The 15,780-nt window shown below is 44.0% G+C and carries 17 protein-coding genes; all 17 read left to right on the top strand.

The window, feature by feature from the left end; translation table 11 throughout:
* Nucleotides 1–11 precede the first annotated feature (11 nt).
* The 17 genes from ACX0G7_RS09635 to ACX0G7_RS09555 all read left to right on the top strand — a co-directional run bounded on the left by ACX0G7_RS09635 (nt 12) and on the right by ACX0G7_RS09555 (nt 15,742).
* On the top strand, nt 12–521 hold the full coding sequence (locus ACX0G7_RS09635) for a hypothetical protein (RefSeq protein ID WP_458923248.1): 510 nt from the start codon (nt 12–14) through the stop codon (nt 519–521).
* Nucleotides 522–557: 36 nt separating this feature from the next.
* Complete coding sequence (locus ACX0G7_RS09630; RefSeq protein WP_458923247.1) at nt 558–1,235, top strand: hypothetical protein; 678 nt, start codon at nt 558–560, stop codon at nt 1,233–1,235.
* 2 nt (nt 1,236–1,237) lie between these two features.
* Nucleotides 1,238–1,657, top strand: a complete 420-nt coding sequence (locus tag ACX0G7_RS09625; protein WP_458923246.1) for a hypothetical protein — start codon at nt 1,238–1,240, stop codon at nt 1,655–1,657.
* A 4-nt stretch (nt 1,658–1,661) separates the two neighbouring features.
* Entirely contained in the window at nt 1,662–2,123 is a 462-nt protein-coding gene (locus ACX0G7_RS09620) for a hypothetical protein (protein WP_458923245.1), read from the top strand.
* Nucleotides 2,124–2,135: 12 nt separating this feature from the next.
* Nucleotides 2,136–6,245, top strand: a complete 4,110-nt coding sequence (locus ACX0G7_RS09615; protein WP_458923244.1) for a tape measure protein — start codon at nt 2,136–2,138, stop codon at nt 6,243–6,245.
* Nucleotides 6,246–6,254: 9 nt separating this feature from the next.
* Nucleotides 6,255–6,740 (top strand): hypothetical protein, encoded by a 486-nt coding sequence (locus ACX0G7_RS09610; RefSeq protein ID WP_458923243.1) that lies wholly within the window; start codon nt 6,255–6,257, stop codon nt 6,738–6,740.
* Between the two features lie 9 nt (nt 6,741–6,749).
* A complete protein-coding gene (locus ACX0G7_RS09605) occupies nt 6,750–8,327 on the top strand; it encodes a phage tail protein (protein WP_458923242.1) in 1,578 nt (525 codons plus the stop codon).
* Nucleotides 8,328–8,395: 68 nt separating this feature from the next.
* Nucleotides 8,396–9,679 (top strand): hypothetical protein, encoded by a 1,284-nt coding sequence (locus ACX0G7_RS09600; RefSeq protein ID WP_458923241.1) that lies wholly within the window; start codon nt 8,396–8,398, stop codon nt 9,677–9,679.
* Between the two features lie 2 nt (nt 9,680–9,681).
* Nucleotides 9,682–11,334 (top strand): hypothetical protein, encoded by a 1,653-nt coding sequence (locus ACX0G7_RS09595; RefSeq protein WP_458923240.1) that lies wholly within the window; start codon nt 9,682–9,684, stop codon nt 11,332–11,334.
* Between the two features lie 112 nt (nt 11,335–11,446).
* Nucleotides 11,447–11,728, top strand: coding sequence for a hypothetical protein (locus ACX0G7_RS09590; protein WP_458923239.1), 282 nt, complete (start codon nt 11,447–11,449; stop codon nt 11,726–11,728).
* Between the two features lie 12 nt (nt 11,729–11,740).
* The gene (locus tag ACX0G7_RS09585) at nt 11,741–12,151 is read left to right on the top strand and encodes a hypothetical protein (protein ID WP_458923238.1); all 411 of its coding nucleotides are present in this window, start codon (nt 11,741–11,743) and stop codon (nt 12,149–12,151) included.
* A gap of 165 nt (nt 12,152–12,316) precedes the next feature.
* Nucleotides 12,317–12,940, top strand: coding sequence for a hypothetical protein (locus ACX0G7_RS09580; RefSeq protein ID WP_458923237.1), 624 nt, complete (start codon nt 12,317–12,319; stop codon nt 12,938–12,940).
* A 178-nt stretch (nt 12,941–13,118) separates the two neighbouring features.
* Nucleotides 13,119–13,406, top strand: a complete 288-nt coding sequence (locus ACX0G7_RS09575) for a hypothetical protein (RefSeq protein ID WP_458923236.1) — start codon at nt 13,119–13,121, stop codon at nt 13,404–13,406.
* Between the two features lie 25 nt (nt 13,407–13,431).
* Nucleotides 13,432–13,653: a hypothetical protein gene (locus ACX0G7_RS09570; RefSeq protein ID WP_458923235.1), complete on the top strand. Its 222-nt coding sequence runs from the start codon at nt 13,432–13,434 to the stop codon at nt 13,651–13,653.
* Nucleotides 13,650–14,012 carry a hypothetical protein gene (locus tag ACX0G7_RS09565; protein ID WP_458923234.1) on the top strand — a complete coding sequence of 121 codons (363 nt, stop codon included), beginning with the start codon at nt 13,650–13,652 and terminating at the stop codon, nt 14,010–14,012. The genes ACX0G7_RS09570 and ACX0G7_RS09565 overlap by 4 nt, the downstream gene beginning before the upstream one ends.
* A complete protein-coding gene (locus ACX0G7_RS09560; protein ID WP_458923233.1) occupies nt 14,009–14,626 on the top strand; it encodes an N-acetylmuramidase family protein in 618 nt (205 codons plus the stop codon). The genes ACX0G7_RS09565 and ACX0G7_RS09560 overlap by 4 nt, the downstream gene beginning before the upstream one ends.
* An 879-nt stretch (nt 14,627–15,505) precedes the next feature.
* Nucleotides 15,506–15,742 (top strand): hypothetical protein, encoded by a 237-nt coding sequence (locus ACX0G7_RS09555; RefSeq protein ID WP_458923232.1) that lies wholly within the window; start codon nt 15,506–15,508, stop codon nt 15,740–15,742.
* The last annotated feature ends 38 nt before the right edge of the window (nt 15,743–15,780 follow it).

The following is a 15,780-nucleotide window of genomic DNA, read 5'->3' as shown; positions in this document are numbered from 1 at the left end:
ACCTTTTTAAAATGGGTAAATATAAATTAGGTCTTGTCAATATCAAGATGGGCGATGTTGCCGGTGACGGTGGTATGGGTACATCGCTTGCCGCTGTTGGCGATACCGTTGCAGGAACCGCAGTATTAACAACTGAGGAGGCGCAAACAACCGACTTCAAAATCGAGGAATCAGATTCCCCGGTAATGAGTATCAAAACAGAAGCCGATTCAATGAACCTGGCCTGGTCAACTTATGCGAATGATGCGGCCACCCTGGAGAAATTATTCGGTGGAACTATTGTAGCTGCCGCTGGCGGTACCGGTGAACTCTGGAAAGCCCCTGATTCAATCCCTGAAATCGAGGCTTCAATTGAAGTCGAGTGGAAACAGGGTGGAAAGCTTAGGATTGCCCGGGCGAAGGTTACTGCCGCTCTCAATATGTCATTTAAGAGGGATACACTTTCTCAGATCGATATCACGGCTTCAATTCTTCAGCCTACCAAGGTTGGTGAGTCAAGACTGGTAATCGAAAATGCGTAATATCCAATAACCATATATTAAACAAAAGGCCCTTCAATGGGCCTTTTTATTATGTATAAAGAATCTGCAAACACTCTCCTGGGCGAACCTGTAAAGGTTACAATTACGACGTATAAGAAACGTCGGTTTTGGTTCAGGAAAGCGGTTCGCCAGGATTATGAGGTAAAAGCCTTGTCGATGGGATCCCTTGTCAGGATCTCTCGGATACTGGTCGATTTGCAGGATATGACTTCAGTTCCGATTAAGGGAATCATAAACGCCTCGCTGGATTCAATACGAAAGCATTCCAGGGCCATGGCAGAAATTGCAGCGATAGGGTTCACAAACACAAAGGAGGCCCCAGCCGAATCGCTGATCGACCTTATTGAAAACAATTTAGCGCCTGCACAATTATCCGATATCGTAATCACAATTATAAACCAGATTGAGATTTCAAAATTCATGAAATTTTATAAACTGGATAATAAAGAGGAGCAAGATGAGGACGATAAAAAAAAGAACGGGAATCTATGGGCAACGATCGGCGGCCTGATGAAATATTTTCGATGTACCTGGGATCAGATCATGTGGCAAATGTCATACGCAAATATTCTGCTGCTTTCTGCTACCGTACCGAAATATGAATCCAGTAAAAAAAATGGCAGGGAGGAAGATGGAACCGAGGTTGAAGGAGTTCAGGATCTGGCCGATTTTCTTGGAATTGCAAACAAATAATCATGCGCCCAAACTTTAACGGCAAAAGCCTCAGGAAATACTTTCAAGAGAAAACGGATGCCTTCAACACGGTTATCCTTGATCAAATGAAGCAGGTCGGTGAGGAATTTGTACGGGACGCCAGAGGCACAAACACATATAAGGATCGGACAAGAAATCTGCGGGGCTCGATTGGTTATGTTATCCTTAAAAACGGAAAGCAGATTTTCGGAAGTTTCGCCGGTACTGATGTTGGGCAAAACAAAGCAAAAAAGGTAATCGCCTCTATGAAAAATGAATTCGCAACCGGTTACGCACTTATAGGGGTTGCCGGTATGCAATACGCGGCGGCAGTAGAGGCCAAAGGCTTTGATGTTATAACCGGCAGTTCGATAGATGCCGAAGCCTCATTGAACAGAGCATTTAAAAAAATAGCTGGATAAAACTATGAACGAATTACAAGCACCAACCGCAACAAAACTTATTCTGAAAGGGACCAGGAGAAATATTTTCACTTTATGGAAACCGATTCCTTTTGAGAGGGCACTGAATTTTGAACCCTTGACACTTTCCAACTTGAAAGCAATATCGAATCTCCTGATGACTATCGGATCCACTTCAGTAAGGGAGCCCAACGCGTCTACAGTTGCTTTCAGTGTTTCGATAGCGAGTGCAGATATTGATAAAATGGCCGAAGTCGTTGCTATTGCGGCAGAACGATTCCCAGGTATTAAGCGCAGGCAGTTGAAGAATCAGCTAATGAAAAATACAACTGCTGAGGAATTATCAAACCTCTATCAGATCGTTGTTGATATGATGGACCTTCCGAATTTTCTTAAATCTATTGTACTTGTGCGGGGTGTAAGCATTCTCGGACCGAGAGAAACCGCGCCTGAATCCAAACCCTAAAAAACTTTCAATATGCCAGTTACTTCGACCGATGGATCATTAAGATGGACAGCAGGTATTGACGATAAAGGATTTCAGCAGACCATTTTAAGGATGGAGGCCCAAATGAATGCCCTGGCAAAAACTTCAAACACCGCTGCCGACGAGATTGATAAGTTCGGTAAAAAAGCGGCGGTTGCCATTGGTAGTTATCTGAGCTTAACAGCGGGCAAACAATTCGTATCTGATCTGATCCGGGTCCGTGGTGAGTTTCAGCAATTGGAGGTTGCTTTCACTACCATGCTCGGCAGTAAGGAGAAAGCCGATCAGCTGATGAAAGAGGCAATTGAATTTGCCGCGGCAACCCCTTTTAGTCTTGGCGAAGTGGCTCAGGGTGCAAAACAATTACTGGCTTATGGCTTCGCCGTTGAAACCATGACGAAGGACCTGAACACACTCGGCAATATTGCTGCAGGCGTTTCCGCGCCTCTTGGCGACATAGTTTATTTATACGGCACCCTTAAATCCCAGGGCCGGGCGTATTCAGTAGACATACGTCAATTCGCCGCCCGCGGTATTCCTATCTATGAGGAATTGGCGAAGGTGTTAGGGGTTTCCGCAAGTGAAGTCACAAAATTAGTTGAGGCTGGCAAAGTAGGTTTCCCCCAGGTTGAAAAAGCATTCCAGAACTTAACCGGTGAAGGTGGAAAGTTTTTCAACCTTATGCAGGAGCAATCGAAAACCCTGACCGGATTGCTTGCACGGCTCGGCGATGCCTGGCAGGTTATGCTGAATGATATTGGAAAAGATAATGAAGGAATTTTTGCATCGGGTATAAAGGGGGCAATTAACCTGGTTGAGAATTACCAGACCGTTATCGACATTCTGAAGGTATTAGTTCTTACCTATGGAACATATCGAGCGGCACTTATTGTGTCCGCTATCGCAAACGAATTTGCAGCGATGAAAGCATTGAAGTACACTGCTGCCGAAACACTGAAATGGCAGGCCATGGTGATCAGTGAGCGTGCCACGAAGCTGCTCAACGCAACAATGCTTTCAAACCCGTACGTGGCCGCCGCCACCGGTATTGCTGCAATCGTTACGGCGCTGGTTATCTTCAATAAAACTGCTGATTCATCCATCCAGGCGCAGGAACGGCTGAATGATATGCATGCAGAAGCCGAAAAGAATATTATCAAGGAAAAAGTTCAGGTCGAACAATTTCTGGTCGTTGCCAGGGATGAAAACCAGACCCGGAAAACCAGAGAGGAAGCACTGAGGAAAGCAATTCAAACGGCTCCTGAATATCTGAATGGCCTCACACTTGAAAACCTGAAAACACAGGAAGGTGTTGACCTGATAAGAAAATATGTTGAAGCTCTCCGCAGCAAAGCGAGAGCGCAGGCCGCTGAGGGCGCATTGGTAAAGATTGAAAGTGAAAGGATAGATGCTCAAACGAAACTCAGCCAGGCGATTGAAAAACGTATTGCCGGCATGCCTGACAGTTATAAGGAAGCACTGAAAAAGAGCGATCCATTTATTCAGGAGCTTCGTGAAGAATTCGACGAAAATATCAAATCACTTGATGCGCAATCGGCCGCTATTGAAAAGTCAGTCCGTGCGGATCTGGACAAACAAAAAGCTGCCGAGGGTGGAAAGCAAGTAGAAATAAAGCGAACCGTTGCTGTTATTCAGGAAGAAATAAAAGCACTGCAAGATCGCCGGGATCAAGTATCTCAAACCGGAAAGGAATACAAGTCATTTACAGCTGATATCAGGAAACTCGAAACCGAGCTGGAAGGTATAACAGGCAAGAAAGCTGGCAAGGGCTCGGCAAAGCAGATGAAGGACACCCTGGACGATTTGAAAGCATTGTTGGAGGAAATCAGCCAGGCCGAAGGTGAAGCCGCCCGCGCGGGCCTTACAACTGCTGACAGCGAGATTGACCGAATCAATTCCAGATATGATGCCCTGAAAAAGAAAGTCGAAGAATTAAAAATCGACGGAAATAAAAAAGGTGGACTACTGCAAAGGATTGAAAATGCAAGGGGTTTACAGGTCGGGAATGAAAAGGAGAAAAACGAAGCTGAGGAATATAAAAAATTCATCGAGCAGACCAAAGATGTTTTCGACAGGTTCGAAGAATATAAACTTGATGTTGGAAAGGACAAGGCGCAGGAACTTACCAACTTCCAGACTGCCGAATATGAGGACTACATCGAATTTATAAAAACTCAGCTTGCACTGGTTTCAAAGGGAACTGGTGTTGGTGCAGTTATCAAAAAGGATTTCCTTGTTAAGGCCCTGGCCGATGCCGAGAAGGACCGGCTCGGTAATGAGGCCGAACTGGTTGTTAAGCAGCAAAAGGAGGTAATTGAAAAAACGATCACTTTCAACGGCAGGAGGAAACAGATAGAGCAACAGTATCAGAAAGATCTTGCAGCCCTACGGAAATCCGGCGCCAATGAAGATCTGGAAGAAAGGGAAACGATTTTAAAAAAGCAAAGGGACGAAGAATTACAGGATGCGAAAATCACTTTTGCCGAAAGCTCCAAAGAATACCAGAAACTTTTTGAACATATTGAAGGTGTTGGCAGGAAGGTTATAAAGCAGAGAATTAAAAACCTTCGGGAATATATGGCCGTGGTGGCCGAAGAAATTGGCAAGGAAACAAATTATTACAAACAACTTCAGGCAGACCTTACCGGGCTGACGAACGGTTTGGAAGATGGCGACCTGCAATCATTCGCAAGATTCGCAGATCTCGCAGGTGAGCTCGGACAGGCATTGCAGGGGGCTACCGGCGACCTGTCTATCATGGGCGATTTATTAGTTGGGCTTACTTCACAAACCGATAAACTCACTATTGCATTTTCCAAGACAGCAACCCAGGGAGATAAAATCGCTGCCGGTATTGGTGCCGTCGTGGATCTGATTGCACTGGTTATAAATGCCGCGAATAAAAGGAAACAGGCAGAAGAAGAATATTACGCTTCAATCATTGGTCAGCAGGAACAGTATAATTTACTGCTGAATGATCAGCTCGGAATTCAATCGCAACTGGCAGAAAGTGTATTCGTGAAAGATTTCGAGGGCCGGATGGTTGACGGATTCAAAAAACTCAGCGATGCCTCCGAAAAATATCAGGAGACACTTAAAAAGCTTGCGGAGGGACAGGCCAAGCTCGGACAGCGAAACGCGGTTGATTGGGGTGCAGTGGGACAAGGAGCCGTCTCGGGTGTTGCCGCAGGAGCCGCCATTGGATCAGTTGTACCGGTTATTGGTACCGCAATCGGTGCCGTTGTCGGCGGTATCGTTGGTGGCCTGGTTGGACTATTCGGCGGTATGAAGAAAGAGGACGTTTTCGGACCTCTCCTCGCTGAATATCCGGAACTCATAAAAGTGGCCGCGAATGGATGGGAGGAATTGAATGTTGAGCTGGCAAAATCGTTGGTCGAGCAGGGCCTGATTGATGAGCAAACAAAGCAACTTTTACAAAGTGCAATTGAGTGGACTGAGCAGATACAGGAAGCTAAGGAAAACATGAAGGGTATTATTTCAGAGCTTGCAGGCAATCTCGGAAGCACTCTCCGCACTTCCTTGGTCGATGCGTTCAAATCTGGCGAAAGTGCTGCGAAGGCTTTCAGTGACAGCGTCTCGAAAACCTTAGAAGATATGCTCAGTCAGCTTATATTTTCAAAAGTTTTCAGTGGAGCTTTCAAAGGTTTGGAAGACGATATGATGAAATCATTTGACTTCGGCGGTGATGGATCATGGGTTGATGATTTCGGTCGGTTCTTTGCCCAGGCAGAGGAATTAACGGAAGATTTCAACGCTAACCTGGAGGCCGCTCAGCAGGCCGCAGGGCAATTCAACATTGATGTATTTAGGAGAAACAATCAACAAAATCAAAATTCACCAAATGCGCTTGTAGGGGCCTTTAGTCAAATGTCAGAAGAGACTGGAAATTTGATCGCGGGGCAATTCGGGGGATTGAGAGTTACAGCACTCAGTCAATTACAGGTTGCAACCCAACAATTGACCACCTTAAATGATATCCGGTACAATACTTCGTTTATAGAACTGAGTTATAAAATTCTCGGTGACCTGAAATTGAACGGTATTAAAATCAAACCTTAAAATTCTTTTATGGACTTAGCAGGCCACTATAGTATTGACGGTCGGGACCTTTATACAGTCTTTGCCATGATCGTTGAATCTGGAAGCGATAGCTTTTTAAAATACCCCGCCAAAAAGGAAAGTATTACCCATGACTGGCTTGATTCCGATGGGCAAGATGTTGATCTCTCCAGGGTGTTTTTTAAGGAACGGGATGTAACCCTCACCATTGTTACGCTGGCGGAAAGCGCAGCCGATTTCCGGGCAAAATATGACGGTTTCCTGGATCTCATGAAGCAGCCGGGACTGAGACGGATACATATTACTGAGCTTGATAAGGATTACCATGTTTTTTATAAAGAGTGCAACAACTTCAGCCGGTTCACAAGGGTAAAAGTTGGAGCAGGTGAAAAGGTGGTATGTCGATTTACTGTCGTTTTTACTGAGACCGCTCCAAGCGTAACAGGTTCAACCACATTTATCATAGACGAGGATGGCCGCTACCTCGTTACATAATTCCAAACTATGCAATCAGTAGATATATACCGGGGTAACGGACAGTTATTTGCTTCAGTGAAGCCCGATGATCAGTCGGGGCAAACAAAGGCAATAATGGGAGCCAACAGAATTACCCTTTCCTGGGAAGATAGCCGACACTTGGAGTTTAAAATAAATGACTATTGCCATGTCTTCGGTGAAAAATATACATTGGTTTCCGAGCCTTACGTAACGAAACTAAGCGTTTTCCATTTTCGCTATCAGGTGGAAATGGTTTCTCAGGGTGAACTCCTTGCACGGTGTAATTACCTTTTCCTGGGAGATAATAACACGTTGAAGGAAACAGATTTTTCCCTGATGGGTAATGCACAGGATTTTATGAATCTGCTTGTAACTAACCTGCAGCGCATTGATACATCATATACCTTGGGCGAGGTTATTCCCACGGATTATAAGCTACTGACATTTGCAGCTGAAAATTGTTACAACGCCCTGGGAAGAATTGCGGAGGCTTTCAATACTGAATTTTGGCTGATAGGCACAACGATTCACCTTGCCAAAAAGCAAAGAGATACAGGATTTACTTCTAAGCATGGTAAAGGAAACGGATTGTATGAAATAACCGCGCAACCTCCTTCCGATGGATCCAGTGTCGTTACCAGGTTATATGCTTATGGAAGTGATAAAAACATCCCTCCTGAATATCAGAATTTCACAAAGCGATTGAAACTACCAGGGGGAGCCGATTACATTGAAAAGAATACAAGTCTATTCGGGGTAATAGAGTTTACTAAAATATTTGATGATATCTATCCGCAGAGGACCGGAACGGTGAGCGGGGTAAATTTATTGAACCCGTTTGAATTTGGTGATGGCTCTATTGATTTTGATCTTAATGCATACCTGATACCGGGAATGTCCGCAAAAGTCACCTTTAACACCGGACAGCTTTCCGGATATACATTCGATATCAATAAGTATGAACACGTTTTTAAGAGGGTTCATATTAATTTAAACCGGGATGAGGCGGCGCTGGAAGTGCCGAATAACTTAATGCGGCCTGCGATCGGAGATACCTACGTATTTACCGACATTCTCATGCCTCCGTCATATATCACCAATGCCGAAACAAGACTGCTGGCAGCGGCGACAAAATTGCTTAATGATATCTCCGTACCTCAGAAAAAATACACCGTTGTCTTCGATCCTGTTTACCTCAGGAGATTGAACCGGGCTCCTCAGATCGGGGATCTCATTTGGATTACAGACAGCCAACTTGGGCTCCAAAGAAAAATCCGAATTACCTCAACGACCCGAAAGATTGTAAATGAATTTGAAATCACTGTCGAGGTTGCGGACCTGATTACGGCCGGCAAAATCGAGCTTGTTATAAATGGGCAAAATGCAAACACCAGGGATATTATCGACCTGGATAAATACCTGCAAACAAACCCTACTTTAAATAACAACGTAATTGGTGAACTCCGAATAAAACAGGGTACAATTGCCTTTGATCCTACAGGGGTGCCAACGACCTCAACAATGACAGGTTTCACTCAACTTGTTGTGGAAAATGCAACCGGCAAGGTGTATAGGAAAGTTTAAATTATAATATTCCCCGAGGTTATAATCAAATCGCAGACCGCTTTGATACTGGCAGGTAATATTGCGCTATGTCAGAGCCACACGTTACGGCACGAATACCAGAACTAAATCAAGCGGTTAACCTAACGGCATTTGATAAAATTCCCGTCTGGCAGGCCGCTGACAATAAAACTCGTCATGCAGACCTGACAACCATAATGGCCTTTTTCGGCACTGGTGGCAACGGTCAAATTGTTCAGCCCGTTATCAATGGCCAATATGTAATTCATGATGTAACAGCGGCCGAGGCGGGTGGCGTAATCGTTTCTATACCTGCTCTCGCAAACCAATCCTTTTATCTGGAAAGAGATGGCCGCGCACTTATCGAGTCAACAGATTTCGAGATCCTATCTACAGGTGGATTCAAAATAATAATTCCCGGCGATACGCTCCTTGAAGGTCAAAGATTTTCATTAAACGTTTATACCCTGGCAGGTGGAACACCTGGCGCGGGTGGCGGTGGAACCGGAAACGGCACCGGCGCATTGATCGACGGTGCCGTTATAGTGAACACAAATCTCACTATGACTGCGGCCAATCATGTTAACAAGTTAATGCAGATCCGGAATGGCGGCAGTATTATTTCGGTTACTCTCCCGGACCTGAGCACTATTCCGGATCATACGATCATACCGTTTGAGAGTTTATTAGGAAGCCCGATTCAAACGAAGATAATGACTCAGGGCGGCCAATATATCTATACCAACAATCAGGCAAAAGACGCGATTTATATAGGCCCTAACGAAACGATTTGGCTTTATAAAGATGTCGCGGGGTATGTACCAATTCAATATTCAGGAAACTGGAAAGACGTTGGTAAAATTCAAGCATCTTATAAAATTGAAACCGGCGAATTTCTCTGCGATGGTGGCCTTGTTGGTCGTGCTGAATTTCCAAGGTTATGGGATTGGGTTCAAACTCTCGGAAGCTCACTGGTTACCGATTCAGTTTGGGGAACTGAAAGTGTAACGGTTGCAGGTCGAACTGTATTCCATCCATTCAAGGGTTGTTTCAGCCAGGGCGATGGATCAACAAATTTCCGTTTGCCAAACCTGATGAACTCAGCATTAAGAGGTTTGAAAACAGCTACAGGAAGCGACCCGGAAAGGCATGCAAATCGTCCTGGTGGATTTCAGGCTGATGAAGTTATTGCCCACACTCACAGCTATGCACGAAACAATCTGCAATCCATGTCGGATGCAGCGGGAACTCCTGACTATGTGGCTCAAACACCATTCGGTACAACAGGATCTTATGGAGGGAGTGAAACCCGGATGGCTAACATCGGAGTATTATGGACAGTCAAAGCATAACAATGAAAAAAATATTTTCTATTTTATTGGTTCTCGTTTCCTTTTTCGCTTCGGCTCAGAAGTATCAGAAAATTTCAACCTGGTATGAATACAACCGGTTCAAGGTAACCGGCGCCTTCGGTATTCCGAAAGTAATGCCACCGGCTTTGGATACCGCTGACGCCGTTCCTATTTATTTCGATCCTTCCGATAGTACAATAAAAGTTTATTACGGCGGGGCCTGGGTAAAGATGGGCGGTGGTGGAACTACCACTATCATTGATACGACAGGCGGCGGAAGCGATACCATTGTCATCGGTGGGGGTTCGAGTCCGGTTACAAATGTATTTGGAAGGATAGGAGCTATCTCGGCTCAGGCCGGTGATTATACTTTTGCGCAAATCGGATCCAGGCCAACAACCCTTGCAGGTTACGGCATAACAGATCCCGTTGTTACAACTGCGGGGACTTATAGCAATCCATCCTGGTTAACCGGGCTACATGTTAGCAAGCTACTTGGATTCAGCGGTACACAAAATTCAGGAACCGTTTTATACGGTGACTTTGTTTTCCGCGATCCATTGTCCTCTGGAAGCCCTGCACTCGTCGCAATGGCTGACGGACAGAATAGTACTGCCGAAGGACTTGGAACGACCACAACACCGTTCAGAATTAACGTAAAGCACTTTGCTGATTCACTATATAAAAAGCCGGGTACGGACTCAATCTATATGAGATATGCCGGTGTTGATCGATTCATGTTCTTATCAGGAGGCGGGGCTGTCGATTCAACCGATATCACTGCACCAGGTGTAAACGGAAGCGTTTTGATAAATGTTGCGGGCGCGGTTGGATCAGATAACGGTTTGTCATATGATACGGCTAAGAATCTTTTGATACCGGATTCAATCAATACTAAAAAAGTATCATCTCTTGCATTAAATGTTTATGGTCCTACAATCTTTAATCCTCCAAACTCTGGTATTCCAGGATTTGATTTTCCTCTGAGTCCTGCGCTGGAAATAAGCAGTTTAGGCTCACCAGGAAATGCTGATGCAGTAAACGATTTATCAGCAAGGATATTAATTAAAGGTATTCCAGCGAGTAACACGTCAACAACCAGGAGAGGAATATCACTTGGATACTATCAACAGTTAAATCCATCCAACCCGTTCAAAGGTGGTGGCATTATACTTTCTGAGGGCCGCTCGGGTTTGGAAATTTGGGGAACACACGGGCCTTTGGCTGGCTTTGGTTCGTCCAAAAGAATGATGCTAATTGATAGCACATCCTGGTTGCACCCCGGACTTGCAGGCACCGGGAATTCATTTGTGGGTGTTGATCAGGTTGGCCGAGCAAAGAGAATTTCCCCAACGAATTTAAAGGTCATCAACGATGTTGATTATACTGTCATTGACAGCATAACTCACGTGAGGTATAACAGCACACTAACCGCAAATCGAACTATAACACTGCCTTCGGCCGCATTGGCACCAAACCATTTGATTCAAATATATCTGAGAGATCCTGGAGGATTCGCTTTGCAAGTGACAACGGTTTCGGGAAGTCTTTACGTGACAGCAGCAACATCGGAAACCTTGCCATATTCTTTAAACACGGTCAAGACATTAAGATTCATGAGTGACGGCACCAACTGGTATTCAGTCAGTGATTAAAGATATATCCCTATGAAAACCCAAATCCCTAACCCTTCCGTAGAAAACTGAATTACGGAAAATGATTGGAGGTAGTAAAATATCTCCAATCATTTAAAACAGCAATAAAACAATGGCAGAAAGGATGACAGTAGAAAAAGCAAGCGGCTTCGAAAAACATTACCAGACTGTTGTAATGACTGTCATTGCCGCGTTTATTATTGGGGTATTTACGAAGATCAACGCGATGAGTGAGCTCATGGCTAAGATGGAGGAAAGGGATAAATCACGAACTGAGCAGGTAAGTGCCTTACAGGTTACAGTCACACGGCTGAATCTGGACCTGATTGATATGCGGATTCGGATGACGAAAATGGAGGAACAAACGAAACAGTATTATTTAAACGTAAAATAAAACCCAAACCCTATGACCTTATTTCTATACTGCCAATGCGTTTTAATGTATGTCATCGGCCAGGCGCTTCACTTGTTTGTTTTAAAAATTCCCTCGGTGAAAAAAAGGGATGCAGCAGCAAATATTAAGTTCAGTTTCAAAGAATACTGGAAAGAGGAATGGAACATCATCGTCGGAAATCAAATTTTCGGCTTGGCCCTCATCGTTGGACTGAATGAGTTGCTTCACTGGAAGCCTGAAATATTAAACGCGGTTAAATGGTTTTTCGCCGCTGTTGGTGCAATTGGATCAGCTACCATAATGGCGAAGTTCAGCACCTACGAAAAAAAGGTTCTGAGCATCGTTGATGTAAAAACAAACATCGCCGATGCAAACACAGATGAACCAATTACAAAAGTTTCGGACGTAGCACCTAAGCCATGAAAAACGGACTAAGAGCGATATGGAATTTTATCTGGTCAATCCCGGGAATGATAACCTTGTTCATTTTGGTTGCTGCTTCCGTTCATTTTGCCGATTGGTGGGTGCTTATACCATGGCTTGCGTTCATTTCCTTTCTTATAATAATCTCCCTTATAGCCAACGAAAATGAATAAACTATTTCTGTACATATCGCTGCTGATCTGCTTTTCATCCTGCATAACTGAACGGAAGGCTGTGAAATATATGAAGGACCATGCAAATGTTTCTTCCGCTTACTGCGCTACCGAATACCCGGTGAAGGAATCAACTACCGTGATTGTTGTCGAAGACACTGCTAAGGCCCGCAGGGTAAAAGACTCATTAAGCCAGTATGCGGAAAAATGGGTGAAGATCGCTCAGGAACGAAATCTTTCGCTCGATGCAGTTGATGAATTTGTTACTGAGTTGGTGGCAAAAGGCGAGTTGCAGGAAATCGAATGCAATGCGACTGTTCGATCAATACAGGCGAAACTGGCGTCGGTGCCTAAGGTTGATATAATAGCACTCAGAAAGTCTATTGCAGCCGAATTACAACGCCAGATCATTCCATGTAAGGACTCAATCATTACAAATGAAATCGAGAATACTGCGAAGACGGAAGTTTTCAAAATAAAGCTCGATGAAGTTGCTCAGGAGTTGCATACAAACGTGACCTGGAAAAAAATATGGATGTACCTGGCCATCTTCTTTTTCATTGTTTGTTGCCTGCAGCATTTTTTAGGTAAAAAAGAAATCCGAATAACGAAATGAAATACTTAGTCGCCGTCTTCCTGTTCATGTGTTACATAACGCTTCTGCAATCATGCCTGAAGCAAATGCCGATTGAAGGGAAGAAAGTGAGCTATATAGTTTGCCGGGTTGATTCAGTTACAGGCGATTCAATTAAATACAGCTTAAAACCAACACCTAAACCCCTAATAAAAAACCAATGAGAAGATCATTTACAAAACTCGCTGCACTCACCGCAATGATGGGCCTAATGGCTCCGGGAACCAGTCAGGCAAGGACTTCCAACGCACCAACCGCAACAAAGGAAGCAGTCACTCACAAGGATATTCGACCAACAGTTTCGAAAGAAATCCGGGTCAATACCAATGGTGATTTCCTCGGCTGGCGCAATCCTCCTGGCAGATTTCTGAACCAAAGACAGTACAGGAAAAAATGCCGCAACAATCCATCCCTCTACAAATCAAAAAAACATCGTTCTAAAAATTAATTTAAAACTCTCTAAAACTTTAATCATGGAATTCAACAAAGACGTAGAAAAGAAAAACCCGATTTTTTATTCAGTACTGGCATTCGTGCTCGGTATCGCTGGCACTATCGCAGGCTGGCAAATGTGGGAATCAACAATTAAAAGCCATGCCGATGCGGCAGGATTCATTCTCTTTCCGGGACTTATATTGCTTGCGGCCGGCGCCATTGCAATGTTTGCTTTCGGATATAAAAGGAAAAAATCATGATACAGCTATTATTTGTCCTCATAAACATCGCAATGGCCTGGTATCATGCAAAGCTGATCCGGGAAAACAAACCCATCGTTCATTCATTGTGGGCTGCCGGTTATCTTGCCGCCGTGGTAATTGCCACGATCATAACAAAGGATATAATTCTTTTCGTGTTGTTGTTCGTCGAAAGGAAACTGGTTTTTGATATCGCTCTGAATGTATTCAGGGGAAAGCCGCCTTTCTGGATCAGTGAAACAACGACAAGCGTTATTGATCGCATCCAGGACATGTTTTTCGATTACAACGGAAAGACGTGGGCGGTCATTTATATCGGTGCAATAGTAGTGCTAAACGTCCTCATGATATTCTTATGAGCCCAATATCCAAACAATCTTACATCGAGGCCGCCGAGATCCTGAATTGCGAACCATTGGTTATTGAAACCGTGGCCGCAGTTGAATCCGGCGGCTCCGGTTTTTTACCAACTGGGGAGGTGAAAATCTTATTCGAGCCGCATATCTTCTGGAAGGAACTTGAAAAGGCAGGGAAAAACCCGGCCGAGATCCTGGCCGCGAAACCGGACCTGAAAAAAGTGTTGTATAAAAAGTGGATGACATTTCCCTACGGGAAGAACAGTGAACAATGGCCGCGCCTGATGAAAGCTGCCGAGGTTGATATCAAGATTGCTCACCTGTCCGCCAGTTACGGAAAATTTCAGATCATGGGATTCAACCATAAGGCTGCAGGCTACAATCACATTTTCGAATTCACCCAGGCACATGAGCAGGGAGAGGCATTTCACTTGAAAGCATTTTCCAACCTGCTGTTATCCTGGGGCCTTGATAAAGCACTACAAAAAAGAGATTGGACAACCTTTGCCAAAAAATATAACGGAGCTGGATATCATCAAAACACGGCAACGAAGACCGATGATTATGATTTCAAGCTGAACGCCATGTACTGGAAACTTAAACGACCTGTTTTATAATTCTGTTTTTCATTGAGGGTGAAATATTAATCGCCCTGTTTCTACAGGGGGAATTTTGATAACAGGAAAAATATTGATCAGTCCAAGTCCATCATCCGTGCAAATCCAAGGGCCGCTATTTTTATAGCGGTCGCTTTTTTCATTATATACATTTTTATGCAGTGTTGGTTAATTTCCTCGGTTGTTTCTACAACGGAGGTTTTTTTGTCTGTGCAAAAGTTGGGGAATTTGCGGTGTTAGTTTTTTGTGCTGCGGTTATATGTAATCGTAAGTTTGTTTTACCAAAGAACATCCGATAATATTTTTGGAGGAAAATAATGTCGGGTTGTTTCAGCCCTTGATAAGGCTCAACCAGCCCGTTTAAAGTCCTCCAGCTTTTTACGGGCTTTTTTCATTGGCTGGGTTTCAAACGGTCTTACTCCCATATTTTCAATGTTGCAAGAAAATAAAATAAGAGGTTTCGCTTTATTAGGCTCAGGAAATTTTCGTTTCTGCCGATTGATCGGTTTCCGAATTTTTCTGAATATAGAAAGATACCAGTGCCCGCGCTGTCTTAGGGGTTGACAACGGGTGACCTGAAAGAATATCTTAAATCGATATTTTTTGCGTGCGAATTTTTTCTTTCTATACTATTTTAAGGGAAGTAGATGCCTAATAAAGACAGCGGAGGTCAAGCAACAAGTACCTGACCTCCGAAATATCATCCTGAAAAACCATACTGTCTTTGAACCTTAGCGGGGATCATTTCAAAGGTAGGGATACTTTCAGGGATATAAAACCCCTGCTATGTAATTTTACTAAAATAATTTCCCAGATAAACCTTTCCATTCTCCCATTTTTCACGGCGTAAAATTGCGCTGTCATCCCTACCTTTCAATTATGGATCAAGTATACATCGATAATGCAGGAGTTAAGCACGACCTGCAGATCTTTGCCGATACATATAACAAACAGCCTTATTTCCGGATCCTGCGAAATGGTGCGTATTTCCTTGATATCACCTACCGGGAAGACGGTACCTGGGAGGAATTATTTAACGGACACTCTGAACGGGCGACCGAATACGGGAAAGTGATTGAAGGCTTAAACTTATTCGACCAACATATTGCACGTTAGTAAATCGTTAGGGAAATGTGATTGCGTAACTTTAATCA

The sequence above is a fragment of the Flavitalea antarctica genome (assembly GCF_054461535.1).
Note: the sequence above shows the minus strand (reverse complement) of the source record. Positions and strands in the feature narration are given on the sequence as shown.

Bases quoted from the DNA above. Each gene is read 5' to 3' on its own strand.
- ACX0G7_RS09635 (WP_458923248.1), top strand. From the start codon at position 12: ATGGGTAAATATAAATTAGGTCTTGTCAATATCAAGATGGGCGATGTT.
- ACX0G7_RS09630 (WP_458923247.1), top strand. From the start codon at position 558: ATGGGCCTTTTTATTATGTATAAAGAATCTGCAAACACTCTCCTGGGC.
- ACX0G7_RS09625 (WP_458923246.1), top strand. From the start codon at position 1,238: ATGCGCCCAAACTTTAACGGCAAAAGCCTCAGGAAATACTTTCAAGAG.
- ACX0G7_RS09620 (WP_458923245.1), top strand. From the start codon at position 1,662: ATGAACGAATTACAAGCACCAACCGCAACAAAACTTATTCTGAAAGGG.
- ACX0G7_RS09615 (WP_458923244.1), top strand. From the start codon at position 2,136: ATGCCAGTTACTTCGACCGATGGATCATTAAGATGGACAGCAGGTATT.
- ACX0G7_RS09610 (WP_458923243.1), top strand. From the start codon at position 6,255: ATGGACTTAGCAGGCCACTATAGTATTGACGGTCGGGACCTTTATACA.
- ACX0G7_RS09605 (WP_458923242.1), top strand. From the start codon at position 6,750: ATGCAATCAGTAGATATATACCGGGGTAACGGACAGTTATTTGCTTCA.
- ACX0G7_RS09600 (WP_458923241.1), top strand. From the start codon at position 8,396: ATGTCAGAGCCACACGTTACGGCACGAATACCAGAACTAAATCAAGCG.
- ACX0G7_RS09595 (WP_458923240.1), top strand. From the start codon at position 9,682: ATGAAAAAAATATTTTCTATTTTATTGGTTCTCGTTTCCTTTTTCGCT.
- ACX0G7_RS09590 (WP_458923239.1), top strand. From the start codon at position 11,447: ATGGCAGAAAGGATGACAGTAGAAAAAGCAAGCGGCTTCGAAAAACAT.
- ACX0G7_RS09585 (WP_458923238.1), top strand. From the start codon at position 11,741: ATGACCTTATTTCTATACTGCCAATGCGTTTTAATGTATGTCATCGGC.
- ACX0G7_RS09580 (WP_458923237.1), top strand. From the start codon at position 12,317: ATGAATAAACTATTTCTGTACATATCGCTGCTGATCTGCTTTTCATCC.
- ACX0G7_RS09575 (WP_458923236.1), top strand. From the start codon at position 13,119: ATGAGAAGATCATTTACAAAACTCGCTGCACTCACCGCAATGATGGGC.
- ACX0G7_RS09570 (WP_458923235.1), top strand. From the start codon at position 13,432: ATGGAATTCAACAAAGACGTAGAAAAGAAAAACCCGATTTTTTATTCA.
- ACX0G7_RS09565 (WP_458923234.1), top strand. From the start codon at position 13,650: ATGATACAGCTATTATTTGTCCTCATAAACATCGCAATGGCCTGGTAT.
- ACX0G7_RS09560 (WP_458923233.1), top strand. From the start codon at position 14,009: ATGAGCCCAATATCCAAACAATCTTACATCGAGGCCGCCGAGATCCTG.
- ACX0G7_RS09555 (WP_458923232.1), top strand. From the start codon at position 15,506: ATGGATCAAGTATACATCGATAATGCAGGAGTTAAGCACGACCTGCAG.